Raw genomic sequence first — 13,620 nt, 5'->3', positions numbered from 1 at the left:
AAATCGGAAAGGCGCTAGTGTCCCCAAGCCGGCCGCGGCCTGTCATCCCTTTTTTCCCAAGAAGCGCCATAGACACAATCAATAACGCAGGCGTCCGGCCTGAATGTCCGCCAGAATCGGCGGGGTCAGCCGCACGTAAGTGTCCGACCCCGGCAACCAGGCATAGATCGGATCATCGGCCACCTGCTCCAGGTCGAATGCCTGCTCCTTGAGGCGGCTTTTCTGATATTTGAACGTGCCGGTGGTGTCCATCTTCACCTTGATCCGCAGAAACAGCGGCACGGCATACGCCGGCATCTGCTGCCGGGCAAATTGCAACAATTCGCCGAAATCCAGGGTCGCCAGGGACTCCGCGGGCGTGATCGCCACCATCCCCGCCCGGCCGTTGGTGTTATGGATTTCAACGCCATAGGCCACCACTTCGGCAATCTGTGGATGCCCTAGGAGAATGTTCTCCACCTCGGTGGTGGAAACGTTCTCGCCCTTCCAGCGATAGGTGTCCCCCAGCCGATCGACGAACTGCACATGGCCAAACCCGATGTCGCGCAGCAAGTCACCGGTGTTGAAGTAGCAATCGCCCTTCTCGAACACATCCTTGAGGATCACCTTGAGGTTCTTTTCCGGATCGGTGTAGCCATCCAGCGGCGCCTTGTCGTCGATCTTCGCCAACAGCAGGCCCTGGCCGCCCTTGGCCACCTTCTGCATGAAGCCCTGGCTGTTGCGCAATGGTGCCCCGGTGTCGTGGGCATATTCCACCAACGCCCAGGGAATCAGGGAAAACCCCACCGTGTTGTCGAAGTTGAGGATATTGCTGAAGCCGATATTGCCGTCGCTGGCCGCGTACAGCTCACAGACATGACCGACGCCAAAACGCTGCTTGAACTCGCTCCAGACTCCCGGCCGCAGGCCGTTGCCGATCATCTTCAACACACCATGCTCGGTGTCCTGCGCACTGCCTGGCTGATCGATCAGGTAGCGACACAGCTCACCGACATAGCCCAGGGTCGTCGCCTTGTAGCGACGCGCATCGTCCCAGAACTGACTGGCGCTGAACTTGCGCCGAATGGCGAATCCCGACGCCCCGGTGATGGCCGAGCCCCAGCACACGCACAACCCGGTGGCGTGATACAGCGGCAAGGTGCAATACACCACGTCGTCGGGTTGCATATCCAGGGCGATGGTGCCGAAACCGGCGGATGTGCGCATCCAGCGCCCATGCTTGAAGATCCCCGCCTTGGGCAGGCCCGTAGTGCCGGAGGTATAGATATAGAAGCAGGGGTCATTGAAGAAGATCTGCTGAGTCTGCTGCAGATTGTCGGCGGGATAACCGGCACTCTCGCCCATCAGGTTGAGCATCCCGTCCGGGGCAGTGCCCGGATCAGCGAAAGTGTCCTGATCGGCCACGAACCAGGTGCGCTGCGGGTCGATCCCCACCTGCTCGCGCACCGCCCCGTAGGCCGCCAGCAACTCACCGCCCAGCATGATCCCCGCCGGCCTCACCAGCTCCAGGCTATGCGCCAGCACGCTGTGGGTCTGGGCCGTGTTGAGCATCGCGCAGATCCCCCCGAGCTTGGCCACCGCCAGCACCGTGACCAGCAGTTCCGGGCGGTTCTCGATGAAGATTGCCAGCACATCGCCCTTGCCGATGCCTCGATCCTGCAGGTAGGCGGCGATACGGTTGGCCCACTGATTGACCTGGGAATAGCTGAGGATCCGATCGCCATACAACAAGGCCGGCCCATCGGGATTGCGCCGGGTCGCCTGCTCGAAGCTCCAGCCCAGGCCACAGGCCTGATCAGGCTTGTCGATATTTCCCGCCCTGACGCCACGCACCACCCGCGGCAGCGCCCTGGCAATGGAAGGCAGCTTACGCAGCATCATGCCCCAGGTGATCATGTCGCTCTTGTGCTTGTTCATGCGTGCTCCGGTTCGAAGACAACAGTCTGTGCCCCGACCAGACGGGTCGGGCGTGACAAGGGCCGGAACAGGGCTCAACCGGGCGCCGCGCCCCGGGTGTCGGCAACGGGCAAGCAGGGACGGTGGATGGCTCCCGGGGCGGGACAGAGAAAGGACAAGCGCGGCGCTGCTGACAGCACCGGCATCGATGCGGTGGGACCGTTCATGGAGGGCGTCCTGGTATTTTTATTATCTGGCGGGCTGGATCGCCAAGATCGCGCCCCACCATTCCATGTCGCAGAAACGCCTCTCAACGGTCTTCGGCAAGGTGCCAAGGCCGACTTGAAACGGCGTGACTGGCTGGAAAATACGTCAGCCGTCGCGAGACTGTACACGGGGTTTTTGCAAACTTTTGTATCTCTGCGGCGGGATTCGGCAGAGGCCTGAAACCTTGCATCAGCGATTGAATTTTCCGCCCCAGCCTGTGGTCACACCTCTGTACCTACGCCCGCCCTGCCCCGCCACCAACCTGCAAAATGCAGGATGCACGATGGCCTTTCATGCAATTTGCACGAATCAGGATTTCAATGAAAAATATAACCAATTGATTTGAAAGGATTTTTTAAAATATCAATACTGGCACAATCGCTGCACCTATCCGTTCACGCTTGCCCTTCAAGAGCTAACGGAGCTGATAGACATGAGCCTGATCCAAGAAAAATTCTCCTCCCTGTTCTCCAACTTCGAAGTCACCACCCAGCCTCGTCCCGACGGCGGCATCCTGCTGACCCTGCGCAACAGCGAAGGCAAACAGTTCAAGCGTTCGATTTCCTACGCGCAGCTGCATGCCGCCGACCAACTGTCCTGGGTCATCAGCGCGATTCGTCGGGATCTGGCCGAACAGGCCAGTGAGCTGCCTCAGATTTCCATGCTGCAAAGCCAGAACCGCTTCGCCCTGCCGACCTACCACAGCGCGTAAGCCTGCTGCCATGGTTCGACTGGCCGGCCCACGTTGCGTGGGCCGGCCTGTGGTCGTTGTTCCCCGCGCCTAGTCTTCCAGCCGCGGGAACTGGCTGGCGATGGGATCGCCGGTCGGATTGGCAACCCAGCCTTGCGGGTTATTGAATAGGCGGATGGCCACCAGATTCGGCTCCTCGCCCATATCGAACCAATGCGCAGTGCCCGCAGGCAGCGAGATCAGGTCATTTCTTTCGCAGAGCACGGCATAGACGTAGTCGTCGATGTGCAAGGAAAACAGACCGCGTCCGGCCACGAAAAATCGCACTTCATCCTCGCCATGACGATGTTCGTCGAGAAAGCTGGCGCGCAGTTCGGCTTTCTGTGGGTGGTCGCGGTTGAGGCTGATCACGTCGGCGCTGAGATACCCCTGCTCGGTCATCAACCGGTCGATCTGCTCGCGATAGGCGTCGATCACCTCTTGCTGGCTGGCGCCCGGCACGATGCGGGTGGTGGCGGGCCAGCGCTCGAAGCGAATGCCCTGCTCGGCCAGGGTCGCCGCGATATCGTCGAAATGGGTCAGAACCTTGTTCGGCAGGTCCGGGCTGGATACGTGGTAGACGGACAGGCTGCTCATGACGGCAACTCCTCTTGCATGCGGGTGGCAATGATAACGGCTGCGGCCATGGCGGCGACGCTGGCAATACTAAAGGTCAATGTGGCGCCCAGGACGTTCCAGCTGTAGCCGGCATACAAGGCCCCCAGCGCACCACCAGTTCCGGCCAGGGCGGCATACAACGCCTGCCCCTGGCCTTGCTGGCGCGCACCGAAACTGCGTTGGACAAAATGAATGGCCGCGGCGTGAAAACTGCCGAAGGTGGCCGCGTGCAGCACCTGCGCCAACAACAGCACCCCGAGATACTCCGCCAGACTGCCCAGCAGCAACCAGCGCAGCGCCGCCAACAGAAAACTCGCCAACAGCACCCGACGCACGGAAAACCGCGCGAGAATCCGGCTCATTGCCAGAAACATCAGCACCTCGGCCACCACTCCCAGGGCCCAGAGCATGCCGATCAAGCCGCGGGTATAGCCCAAACGTTCCAGGTGCAGAGTCAGGAAGGTGTAATACGGCCCGTGGCTCATCTGCATCAGCGCCACGCACAGGTAGAACGCCAGCACACCGGGACCGCGCAACTGCTGGAGAAAGCCGTCCCCGGCCAGACGCGACCCCTGGACCACGGGGCGGGCATTGGGCACCCACAGGCTGCTGAGCACGATCCCCGCCATGATCATCACCAGCGCCACGGGATAGATATCCAGGCTCAGCCACTCGAACAGGCGGCCCATCGCGACCACCGTAAGGATGAAACCGATGGAGCCCCAGAGACGGATCTGGCTGTAGCGAGAGGCCTGCCCTTGCAGATGCGCCAGGGTAATCACCTCGAACTGTGGCAGTACCGCATGCCAGAAAAAGGCATGCAGCGCCATGACCATCGCCAGCCAGGCGTAGCTCTTGCTGACGAAGATCAGGGAGAAACAGACCAGGGTACAGAACGCGCCAAAACGCACGATTGCCAGGCGCCGGCCGGTGTAATCACCGAGCCAGCCCCACAGGTTGGGCGCCACGCAACGCATGAGCATGGGAATGGCCACCAGCTCGCCGATCCGCGCGCTGGAAAAACCCAAATGATCGAAATACAACGCCAGGAACGGCGCGGTCGACCCCAGCAGGGCGAAGTAGAACAGGTAGAAACTGGAAAGCCGCCAGTACGGCAGCGCCGCCCCGGCCATCAGGCCGTGGCGACTGGCAGAACCGCCATTACAGCTGACCCAGTACCGGCGTGCTGACGCGCACGTCGGCATTCTGGCCGCGGTGACGCAGCAGGTGATCCATCAGCACGATGGCCATCATCGCTTCGGCGATCGGCGTGGCGCGAATGCCCACGCAGGGGTCATGGCGGCCCTTGGTGATCACGTCCAGCGGATTGCCATCGATGTCGATCGAGCGCCCGGGCGTGGTGATGCTGGACGTCGGCTTGAGAGCCAGGTGGGCGATGATCGGTTGCCCCGAGGAAATGCCCCCCAGAATGCCGCCGGCGTTATTGCTGAGGAACCCTTGCGGGGTCAGTTCATCGCGGTGCTCGGTCCCGCGCTGGGCGACGCAGGCGAAACCGGCGCCGATTTCCACGCCCTTGACCGCATTGATGCTCATCAACGCATGGGCCAGCTCGGCATCCAGACGATCGAAGATCGGCTCGCCCAGGCCCGGCATCACGCCTTCGGCCACCACGGTGATCTTGGCTCCCACCGAATCCTGATCTCGACGCAACTGGTCCATGTAGGCTTCAAGCTCCGGAACCTTGTCCGGATCGGGACTGAAGAAGGCGTTGTCCTGCACCGAATCCCAGGTCTTGAAGGGAATCTCGATCGGCCCCAGCTGGCTCATGTAGCCGCGGATCACGATGCCCTGAGTGGCCAGGTATTTCTTGGCAATGGCTCCGGCCGCCACGCGCATGGCGGTTTCCCGCGCCGAGCTGCGACCGCCGCCACGGTAGTCGCGAATGCCGTACTTGTGGTGGTAGGTGTAGTCGGCGTGAGCCGGACGGAACAGATCCTTGATCGCCGAATAGTCCTTGGACTTCTGGTCGGTGTTGCGGATCAGCAGGCCGATGGCGCAGCCCGTGGTCTTGCCCTCGAACACTCCGGAAAGGATCTCGACCTCGTCGGGCTCCTGGCGCTGGGTGGTGTGCCGACTGGTGCCGGGCTTGCGCCGGTCCAGATCACGCTGCAGATCCTCCAGGGACAGCTCAAGACCCGGCGGGCAGCCGTCGACAATGGCGACCAACGCCGGGCCATGGCTTTCGCCCGCGGTGGTGACAGTGAACAGCTTGCCGTAGGTATTGCCGGACATGCGGGGAGCTCCGTGAAATCAGCCGAAATAACTCAATCAGGATTACTGAAGGGCGCAAGTATACGCAGGCTACCCAACTAGTTCATCCTCGAACCTTCTGCCGCTGCCTGAGTCCAACTGGCACCTTATCCATGATGGCGTGATGATGCTGCGAGCCCTTCTCTTGAGCCTTTCCCTGTTCACCGGCCTGGTCCAGGCGACCGTCCTGCAACGCCCCGTCAGCCTGGACACCGGCCACGGCGAGCTGTATGGCTCGTTGCTGCTGCCCAAGTCCGAGCAACCCGTGCCGGTGGTGCTGATCATTTCCGGCTCGGGCCCCACCGACCGCGACGGCAACAATCCCGACGGCGGACGCAACGACAGCCTCAAGCGCCTGGCCTGGGTCCTGGCCAAGCACAACATTGCCAGCGTGCGCTACGACAAGCGCGGCGTGGCGGCCAGTCTCGCGGCGACCCCGGACGAACGCAACCTGACGCTCGATGCCTACGTGGCCGACGCCGTGGCCTGGGGCAAGAAGCTCAAGGCCGACCCGCGCCTGGGCCAACTGATTGTGCTGGGCCACAGCGAGGGGGCGCTGATCGCCAGCCTCGCCGCACCGCAACTGGATGCCGCGGGGGTGATATCCATCTCCGGCACCGCCCGGCCCGTGGATCAGGTCCTGCGCCAGCAATTGAGTTATCGCCTGCCACCCGCACTGATGGTGCGCAGCAATGAACTGCTGGACAGCCTCAAGGCCGGCCAGGTGGACAGCGATGTGCCGCCGGCCCTGCAAGTGATCTTCCGCCCCAGCGTACAGCCCTATCTGATCACCCTGTTTCGCGAAGACCCGGCCGCCGCCTTCGCTCGCCTGAAAATGCCGGCGCTGATCATTCAGGGCAGCAACGACATCCAGGTCAGCGTCGACGACGCCCGGGTGCTCAAGGCGGCGAAAACCGACGCCCAACTGACCCTGATCGACGGCATGAACCACGTCATGCGTATCGTGCCCAACGATCTCAAGCGCCAACTGGCGTCCTACAGGGACCCGCAACTGCCCCTGGCGGCAGAACTGGGCCGGTCGATCATCAGTTTTATTGACGGACTTCACACCCGTTAGGCTGTTTTTACCCTCCAGTCCTGAAAAAAACGGCCGATAAGTCTTTGCCGGCCGTTCGATTGCTGTCGGCGCGCAGCGATTGGACAGGACTTGCCCTTATGACTGATACCCCGAATTCACCCGCCTCCGAGCAGGAAGCCGTCGCCCCGGAAGCGCCGCCGTTGCCGTGGGCGGACGTTCAGGCCGAACATCACAAGATGCTGCGCCTGGCGCCCCTGAAGACCGATCGCGCCACCGGCGTGCGGCCTTTGCGCTTTGTCGAGTTCGGTTATGCCGAACGCAACAACAAAGAGCACAGCCTGCTGCGCATGACGATCCGCCTGCCCGGTCAGCGGGTGCGCAAGGAACAGAATCACCTGGATGTCTGGGTGGAGCACGAGACCCGCCGGGTGTACTTCGAGCCCGAGGGTGGGCTGCAGATCGAACCGCTGAACCGCGGCATCGGGCGCTTCCTGCTAGCCCAGGCCGCGCAGTGGGCGCAAAAGAAGTGGCCGCATTACCGCGTGGACGGCTTCGACCTCGGCAACAAGGAGGCCCTCAACGAAGACACTCGCCTGCGTCGCGATCATGTGTTGCGCACCCAGGGTTTCGACGTGGTGTATGCCGACGCCCAACACCTCAAGGGCAGCGTCAAGGATGTCCAGGCAGGCGAGCTGCTGAGCCAGTGGAACACCGAGAAGCTGCAGTTCGTGGAAATACTGGAAGCGGCGCAGATGCTCCAGCAGGCCGAACAGAACCTGGAAGAGCTGGAAGTCAATCTGCGCAAGCAGGAAGAGAAAGTCACCAAGTACAAACGTGAAGACACCGGCCTGCGCTTCACCATCACCTGCCTGGTGGCCTTCGCGGTATTCCAGGCGGGGCTGCTGATCTGGATTGCGACGCACCGCTGAGTCGCATACTGCTGACGGCTCAAGGCCCGCATCACGCGGGCCGGCCCATCACTCAAACGCGAGAAGCAAACAGCGCCTGATGCTCGCGGCACTGCTCTGCCGTGAGCATGAACACGCCATGACCACCGCGCTCGAAGTCGAGCCAGGCAAAATCCACTTCCGGATAAAGTGCCTCGACGTGAACCTGGCTGTTGCCCACTTCGACGATCAGCAGTCCCTTCTCGGTCAGATGATCGGCAGCTTCGGCGAGCATGCGGCGCACCAGGTTCAGGCCATCGTCGCCACAAGCCAGGCCCAGCTCGGGTTCATGCTGGTACTCGTCCGGCATGTCGGCAAAGTCTTCGGCATCGACATAGGGTGGGTTGGACACGATCAAGTCGAAGCGCTGCCCCGGCAAGCCATCGAAGCCATCGCCCTGAACGGTAAACACTCGCTCGTCGACGCCGTGCCGCTCGATGTTCTGATTGGCCACTTCCAGCGCTTCGAAGGACAGGTCCGCCAGCACCACTTCGGCGTCGCGGAATTCGTAGGCGCAGGCGATACCGATGCAGCCGGAGCCGGTGCACAGGTCGAGAATCCGCGCCGGCTCGTTGCCCAGCCAGGGTTCAAAGCGTTTTTCAATCAGTTCGCCGATAGGGGAACGGGGAATCAGCACCCGCTCATCGACGATGAACGACATGCCGCAGAACCAGGCCTCGCCCAACAGGTAGGCGGTGGGCACCCGCTCTTCGATACGCCGCTTGAGCAGGTGCTGCAGGTGGGCCAGTTCGTCCTCTTCCAAAGCGCAATCCAGATAGCTGTCGGCAATTTCCCAAGGCAGGTGCAAGGCACCGAGCACCAGTTGGCGGGCCTCGTCCCAGGCATTGTCGGTGCCATGGCCGAAGAACAGATCCTCCCCATGAAAGCGGCTGACAGCCCAGCGGATATGGTCGCGCAAGGTGCGCAGGCGGGAAGTGATCACGGGACAGACTCCTGACAAAACGACCGGCAATACTACCAGCCAAAACGCCTGCCGACGACGAATGAAAAACCGCAGGCAGGCAATCGTCCGCCGCGCAAGTTTTGCCGCTCAACGGCCAATACCTTGCCCCTCTTGACAAGGCTGCAGGCCAACAACGGCGCACCTTACGTTAGTAGCGATTCACAGAAGCGCTCTGCCAGAGGACAATGTCGCAAAAGCCCCACTCACAGGAGCCCCAGAATGTCCGTTCCAAAGACGATGTTTCAACTCAGCGGTCGTGGTTACGCCGCGGCCAATTTGAGCCACGCGACCCTTGTGATCATCGACGCCCAGAAAGAGTACCTCAGCGGTCCCCTGGCCCTGTCCGGCATGGACGCGGCCGTAGCCAATATTCGTCAACTGCTGGTGGCGGCCCGGGCGGCCGGCCGGCCTATCGTGCATGTGCGCCACCTCGGCACCGTCGGTGGTCTGTTCGACCCCCAGGGCGAGCGCGGCGAGTTCATCCCCGGCCTTGAGCCGCAAGGCGACGAAACCATCATCGGCAAGCTGTTGCCCAGCGCCTTCCATGGCACCGAACTGGAAAAACGCCTGCAAGACCTCGGTTCCCTGGACCTGATCGTGGCCGGTTTCATGAGCCACTCCAGTGTCAGCACCACCGTGCGGGCAGCCAAGAACCTGGGGTTCCGCTGCACCCTGGTGGAAGACGCCTGTGCCACCCGCGACCTGCCCTACAAGGGCGGCATCCTCAGTGCCGAGCATGTTCAGCAGACCGAAATGGCGATCATGGCCGACAACTTCGCCACCCTCGCCCAGACCGCAAGCCTGATCTGATCAGCCCTGGTGAGCGGCTGGCGGGCCGCTCATCCATAAACGCCTCGCATTTGCAGCAATTGCCTTAGCCTCAGGAACCACCCGGTCAACTCCCGGTCGAAGGGCCGATACCCATTGAGGAAGGTCGGAATGAAGATATCCGATGGTTTTGACGCACGCCGGTTGCGGCCCAGAAGCCCGCGGAACTGGCGATTGCGCCTGGGGGCGGGATTCTCCGCGTTGCTGGCGACATTCGGCGTGCTGCTGGCCATGGCAGGTGCGGCCAGCCTGCTGGGCCGTGCTCCGGCGCTGGGAGAACTCAATGCCAGCCCGGCCGGGTCGGCGGTGATTCTGGCGGTTGGCCTGTTACTGCTGTATGTCGGCGTTCGCCTGTGGCGGCGTTGCCGGCGGCGCATGCGCCAGCCCCTGGCACTGAACATGGCGCCACACCTGATGAAAAAACACGACTGACGAATCTGCGCGCGATTTGCGCGCCAGAAGGTGTACCGAGTTGGGTAAACTAGCCGCCCTTCGCGGAGGCTGACATGCAAGACGACGATTTTTCCCTGTTCAAAAACGAGATCCGCGGCGTCAAGCCGATCAAGCACGATCGTGCCGATACAGGCAAACCCAAGGCTGACCGCGCGCAGATCGCCAAGCTGCGCCAGGCCGCCACCGTGCGCAGCGAAACCACTACGGTGGATGGGCTGTCCGATCAGTTCGTCATCGATGTAGGACCGGAAGATGAGCTGATGTGGGCCCGCGACGGGGTCCAGGAAAGCCAGATGCGCAAGCTGAAAATCGGCCAGATCCCCTTCGAAGGCAGCCTCGACCTGCACGGCATGACGGTGGAAAAGGCCCGGGAAACCCTTTGGGCGTTTCTTGCCGAGGCCACCCGTTTCGAGATCCGCTGCGTGCGCGTCACCCACGGCAAGGCCGTGCGCCTGGACGGCAAGCGCCCGATGATCAAGAGCCACGTCAACACGTGGCTGCGCCAACATCCACAGGTGCTGGGCTTCACTTCGTGCCAGGCCAAACACGGCGGCACCGGTGCGCTTTACGTGATGCTCAAACGCACCATGATGGAAGGCCGTGACGAATAAAGCCGCTGCATCACGCTTGCAGCGTCGTGTCCGCCACCGTACCCTTGCCCTTTGCGTAAAATCCCACAGGTAGTTTCATGTCTCTGGAACAGAATTACACCGCGATCCTCGGCCAACTGGGCGAGGACGTCTCCCGCGAGGGCCTGCTCGACACGCCCAAGCGTGCCGCCAAAGCCATGCAGTACCTTTGCCGCGGTTATGCCCAAACCCTGGAAGAGGTCACCAACGGTGCCTTGTTCAGCTCCGACAACAGCGAAATGGTGCTGGTCAAGGACATCGAGCTCTACTCGCTGTGCGAACACCACCTGCTGCCGTTTATCGGCAAGGCGCACGTCGCCTACATTCCCAGCGGCAAGGTTCTGGGACTGTCGAAAGTGGCGCGCATCGTCGACATGTATGCCCGTCGCCTGCAGATCCAGGAAAACCTCAGCCGGCAGATCGCCGACGCCGTCCAGCAAGTGACCGGTGCCCTGGGCGTCGCCGTGGTGATCGAGGCCAAGCACATGTGCATGATGATGCGCGGTGTGGAGAAGCAGAACTCGTCGATGATCACCTCGGTGATGCTGGGTGAGTTCCGTGAGAATGCGGCGACCCGCAGCGAGTTCCTCAGCCTGATCAAGTGACAGACGGCAGACAAGAAACCGGCGATGATCGCCGGTTTTTTTTTCGCCCGGCAAAATCAGGTAAGCTGCCGCCCCTTCATTCATGGGCAAGAGGCAATACCGTGATCGTCAAAGCGCTGCGAGTCGGCCTGGGTCAACTCATCATTTTCATCGACTTCATCACCCGTCCGCGCAAGCAGAAGCGCACAGCTGCCGATCAGGCGAACGTCGAAGCGGCCGCCAAGGGCCTGACCCTGTATCAGTTCCATGCCTGCCCGTTCTGCGTGAAGACCCGCCGCACCCTGCACCGCCTGAACGTGCCGGTGGCCCTGCGCGACGCCAAGAACAACGAGCAGGATCGCCAGACCCTGCTGGAACAGGGCGGCAAGATCAAGGTGCCGTGCCTGCGGATCGAAGAGAACGGCCAGACCACCTGGATGTACGAATCCAAGGTGATCATCGATTACCTGAACCAGCGCTTCTCCGCGGCCTGAGGCCCTTCCCCGGGACGATGCCGTCCCGGGTCAGTTGCAGATCCGGCCAGGTCCGTTCAATCGAACATCCCGACATGCCGCGGATGGCTCTGCACTCGCTGGATCCAGGCCTGGATCCCCGGGTATCGGGCCAGGTCGAAGCCGCCTTCATGGGCCACGTGGGTGTAGGCATAGAGCGCGATATCGGCAATCGAATAGTGCTCGCCCACCAGGTAAGGCGTGCGGCTCAGCTGCTTTTCCATCACATCCAGTGCCTTGTAGCCACGCTTGTGCAACTTCAGGTATTCCTCCCGACGCTCTTCGGGCAAGCCTTCGTAGACTTGGATAAAACGCGCCACGGCGATATAGGGCTCATGGCTGTATTGCTCGAAGAATTGCCACTGCAGAACCTGGGTACGCAGGCGCGGTTCGCTGGGCAGGAACTCGCTGCCATCGGCGAGAAAGTTGAGAATCGCGTTGGACTCCCACAGACAAGTGCCGTCTTCCAGTTCCAGCACCGGAATCTTGCCGTTGGGATTTTTCGCCAGGAAAGCCTCGGTCTGGGTATCGCCTCCGAGAATGTCCACCGCCTGCCATTCATAGGGCAGCCCCAGCAAATTGAGCATCAGCTTGATCTTGTAGCAGTTGCCCGAACGGTAATCGCCATAAACCTTGTACATGGCCCTCCCCTTAGGCTGCCTGTGCAGCCTGTGCTTGACGTATCACGGTGGCCAGCCGCTTGAGGCCTTCGTCCAGACGCGCCGGATCGATATGGCTGAAATTCAGCCGCAGATGCCCATGATTGCGCTCCGGTTCAGAGAAGAACGGTTCGCCGGGCATAAAAGTCACGTCCTGCTCCAACGCCGACTTGAGCAAAGTGCGGGTATCCAGGGGCTGTTTCAAGCTCAACCAGAAAAACAGACCGCCCTCGGGCACCTGCCAATCCGCCAGATCGGCGAAATGACTCTGCAATGCCACCTGGAAAGCATCCCGTCGCTGGCGGTAGAAACTGCGCAGCGCGTCCAGGTGCTCCTGGAACTGCCGGCTGCCGATCCATTGCATGGCTTGCCACTGGCCGACGCGGTTGGTGTGCAGGTCAGCAGACTGTTTCAGACGCAACAGGTGGGGAAACAGGTCCGGACTGGCAATCAGGTAGCCGACCCGCAATCCCGGGAGCAAGGTTTTCGACACCGTGCCGGTGTAGATCCAGCTGGCCTTCTGCAGACGACTGACAATCGGCGTGGCACTGCCACCATCGAAAGTCAGTTCGCGATAGGGCTCGTCCTCGATCAGGGTGACCCCGAACTCGTCCAGCAACGCCGCCACGGCGGCGCGCTTGCTCTCGCTATAGCGCACCGCCGATGGGTTCTGGAAGGTCGGAATCAGATAGACGAAGGCCGGACGATGCTGTTCCAGGTTCGCCCGCATCTGCGCCAGGTCCGGACCGTCAGCCTCCAGGGGCACCGTCAGGCAATCGGCACCGAACAGCTGGAAGATCTGCAGGGCCGCCAGATAGGTCGGGGCCTCCAGCATGATCCGCGTGCCCTTGTCGATGTAGAGCTTGGCCGCCAGATCGAGGGTCTGCTGGGAGCCGCTGACCACCAGGACCTGGCTCGCCTCGCAGGCTACACCCAGCTTGCGCGCCTCGGCAGCCAGGGCCTCTCGCAACTGCGGCTCGCCTTCACTCATGCCGTACTGCCCCATGGACAGCGGCATGTCTTGCCACTGCACCTTGGGCAGCATCACTTCGGCCGGCAGGCCTCCAGCGAACGACATCACTTCCGGGCGCTGGGCCGCTGCCAGGATTTCACGGATCAGGGAGCTTTTGAGGCGCGATACACGTTCGGAGAAAGCCATGGAGATCACCGCTAGCGAAGGAGGGAGAAAATACGTCAAACTGCTTGACCGAAATTACGCCGAC

The 13,620-nt window shown here is 61.8% G+C and carries 15 protein-coding genes; 8 read left to right on the top strand and 7 right to left on the bottom strand.

Annotation, left to right across the window (positions count from 1 at the left end):
* Window positions 1-78: 78 nt before the first annotated feature.
* Entirely contained in the window at window positions 79-1,917 is a 1,839-nt protein-coding gene (locus tag L1O02_RS09025; RefSeq protein WP_060844322.1) for a long-chain-acyl-CoA synthetase, read from the bottom strand.
* A 679-nt stretch (window positions 1,918-2,596) separates the two neighbouring features.
* Between L1O02_RS09025 and L1O02_RS09020 the strand changes: the two genes are divergently transcribed.
* Window positions 2,597-2,875, top strand: coding sequence for a DUF3509 domain-containing protein (locus L1O02_RS09020; RefSeq protein WP_019093389.1), 279 nt, complete (start codon window positions 2,597-2,599; stop codon window positions 2,873-2,875).
* Between the two features lie 69 nt (window positions 2,876-2,944).
* Here L1O02_RS09020 and L1O02_RS09015 read toward each other — a convergent pair whose 3' ends face one another.
* The 3 genes from L1O02_RS09015 to aroC are packed head-to-tail and all read right to left on the bottom strand — an operon-like array spanning window position 2,945 to window position 5,764.
* A complete protein-coding gene (locus L1O02_RS09015; protein WP_108546092.1) occupies window positions 2,945-3,490 on the bottom strand; it encodes an acireductone dioxygenase in 546 nt (181 codons plus the stop codon).
* Window positions 3,487-4,644 (bottom strand): MFS transporter, encoded by a 1,158-nt coding sequence (locus tag L1O02_RS09010; protein WP_060844323.1) that lies wholly within the window; start codon window positions 4,642-4,644, stop codon window positions 3,487-3,489. Before L1O02_RS09010 ends, L1O02_RS09015 begins: the two co-directional genes overlap by 4 nt.
* A 28-nt stretch (window positions 4,645-4,672) precedes the next feature.
* On the bottom strand, window positions 4,673-5,764 hold the full coding sequence (gene aroC, locus L1O02_RS09005) for a chorismate synthase (RefSeq protein WP_060844324.1): 1,092 nt from the start codon (window positions 5,762-5,764) through the stop codon (window positions 4,673-4,675).
* 142 nt (window positions 5,765-5,906) lie between these two features.
* On the opposite strand from aroC, the gene L1O02_RS09000 reads away from it, so the two are divergent.
* A complete protein-coding gene (locus L1O02_RS09000; protein WP_108546093.1) occupies window positions 5,907-6,860 on the top strand; it encodes an alpha/beta fold hydrolase in 954 nt (317 codons plus the stop codon).
* A gap of 98 nt (window positions 6,861-6,958) precedes the next feature.
* Complete coding sequence (locus L1O02_RS08995; RefSeq protein ID WP_060840486.1) at window positions 6,959-7,750, top strand: hypothetical protein; 792 nt, start codon at window positions 6,959-6,961, stop codon at window positions 7,748-7,750.
* A 52-nt stretch (window positions 7,751-7,802) separates the two neighbouring features.
* On the opposite strand, the gene prmB is transcribed toward L1O02_RS08995, so the two are convergent.
* Window positions 7,803-8,711 carry a 50S ribosomal protein L3 N(5)-glutamine methyltransferase gene (gene prmB / locus L1O02_RS08990; protein ID WP_016962780.1) on the bottom strand — a complete coding sequence of 303 codons (909 nt, stop codon included), beginning with the start codon at window positions 8,709-8,711 and terminating at the stop codon, window positions 7,803-7,805.
* Window positions 8,712-8,951: 240 nt separating this feature from the next.
* Between prmB and L1O02_RS08985 the strand changes: the two genes are divergently transcribed.
* The 5 genes from L1O02_RS08985 (at window position 8,952) to L1O02_RS08965 (ending at window position 11,720) form a co-directional block, all read left to right on the top strand.
* The gene (locus tag L1O02_RS08985) at window positions 8,952-9,542 is read left to right on the top strand and encodes a cysteine hydrolase family protein (RefSeq protein WP_060840487.1); all 591 of its coding nucleotides are present in this window, start codon (window positions 8,952-8,954) and stop codon (window positions 9,540-9,542) included.
* A gap of 129 nt (window positions 9,543-9,671) precedes the next feature.
* Window positions 9,672-9,992: a hypothetical protein gene (locus L1O02_RS08980; protein ID WP_060840488.1), complete on the top strand. Its 321-nt coding sequence runs from the start codon at window positions 9,672-9,674 to the stop codon at window positions 9,990-9,992.
* Between the two features lie 74 nt (window positions 9,993-10,066).
* On the top strand, window positions 10,067-10,624 hold the full coding sequence (locus L1O02_RS08975) for a Smr/MutS family protein (protein ID WP_060840489.1): 558 nt from the start codon (window positions 10,067-10,069) through the stop codon (window positions 10,622-10,624).
* 77 nt (window positions 10,625-10,701) lie between these two features.
* Entirely contained in the window at window positions 10,702-11,247 is a 546-nt protein-coding gene (folE, locus tag L1O02_RS08970; RefSeq protein WP_011062625.1) for a GTP cyclohydrolase I FolE, read from the top strand.
* A gap of 101 nt (window positions 11,248-11,348) precedes the next feature.
* Window positions 11,349-11,720 (top strand): glutathione S-transferase N-terminal domain-containing protein, encoded by a 372-nt coding sequence (locus L1O02_RS08965; RefSeq protein ID WP_108546094.1) that lies wholly within the window; start codon window positions 11,349-11,351, stop codon window positions 11,718-11,720.
* 56 nt (window positions 11,721-11,776) lie between these two features.
* On the opposite strand, the gene L1O02_RS08960 is transcribed toward L1O02_RS08965, so the two are convergent.
* Both L1O02_RS08960 and L1O02_RS08955 read right to left on the bottom strand, forming a co-directional pair.
* Window positions 11,777-12,379, bottom strand: a complete 603-nt coding sequence (locus tag L1O02_RS08960; protein ID WP_060840491.1) for a glutathione S-transferase family protein — start codon at window positions 12,377-12,379, stop codon at window positions 11,777-11,779.
* A 10-nt stretch (window positions 12,380-12,389) separates the two neighbouring features.
* Window positions 12,390-13,556, bottom strand: coding sequence for a PLP-dependent aminotransferase family protein (locus L1O02_RS08955; RefSeq protein WP_060840492.1), 1,167 nt, complete (start codon window positions 13,554-13,556; stop codon window positions 12,390-12,392).
* Between the last annotated feature and the right edge of the window lie 64 nt (window positions 13,557-13,620).

The sequence above is a fragment of the Pseudomonas sp. BC42 genome, assembly GCF_021560055.1.
Lineage (GTDB): Bacteria > Pseudomonadota > Gammaproteobacteria > Pseudomonadales > Pseudomonadaceae > Aquipseudomonas.
This window is presented reverse-complemented; position numbering and strand designations above follow the sequence as displayed.

What these genes read in the sequence shown, in the direction of transcription:
- L1O02_RS08955 (WP_060840492.1), bottom strand. Translation starts at nt 13,556, where the DNA reads ATGGCTTTCTCCGAACGTGTATCGCGCCTCAAAAGCTCCCTGATCCGT.
- folE (WP_011062625.1), top strand. Translation starts at nt 10,702, where the DNA reads ATGTCTCTGGAACAGAATTACACCGCGATCCTCGGCCAACTGGGCGAG.
- L1O02_RS08995 (WP_060840486.1), top strand. Translation starts at nt 6,959, where the DNA reads ATGACTGATACCCCGAATTCACCCGCCTCCGAGCAGGAAGCCGTCGCC.
- L1O02_RS08960 (WP_060840491.1), bottom strand. Translation starts at nt 12,379, where the DNA reads ATGTACAAGGTTTATGGCGATTACCGTTCGGGCAACTGCTACAAGATC.
- L1O02_RS09010 (WP_060844323.1), bottom strand. Translation starts at nt 4,644, where the DNA reads ATGGCCGGGGCGGCGCTGCCGTACTGGCGGCTTTCCAGTTTCTACCTG.
- L1O02_RS08980 (WP_060840488.1), top strand. Translation starts at nt 9,672, where the DNA reads ATGAAGATATCCGATGGTTTTGACGCACGCCGGTTGCGGCCCAGAAGC.
- L1O02_RS09015 (WP_108546092.1), bottom strand. Translation starts at nt 3,490, where the DNA reads ATGAGCAGCCTGTCCGTCTACCACGTATCCAGCCCGGACCTGCCGAAC.
- aroC (WP_060844324.1), bottom strand. Translation starts at nt 5,764, where the DNA reads ATGTCCGGCAATACCTACGGCAAGCTGTTCACTGTCACCACCGCGGGC.
- L1O02_RS09020 (WP_019093389.1), top strand. Translation starts at nt 2,597, where the DNA reads ATGAGCCTGATCCAAGAAAAATTCTCCTCCCTGTTCTCCAACTTCGAA.
- L1O02_RS09000 (WP_108546093.1), top strand. Translation starts at nt 5,907, where the DNA reads ATGATGCTGCGAGCCCTTCTCTTGAGCCTTTCCCTGTTCACCGGCCTG.
- L1O02_RS08985 (WP_060840487.1), top strand. Translation starts at nt 8,952, where the DNA reads ATGTCCGTTCCAAAGACGATGTTTCAACTCAGCGGTCGTGGTTACGCC.
- L1O02_RS08975 (WP_060840489.1), top strand. Translation starts at nt 10,067, where the DNA reads ATGCAAGACGACGATTTTTCCCTGTTCAAAAACGAGATCCGCGGCGTC.
- L1O02_RS09025 (WP_060844322.1), bottom strand. Translation starts at nt 1,917, where the DNA reads ATGAACAAGCACAAGAGCGACATGATCACCTGGGGCATGATGCTGCGT.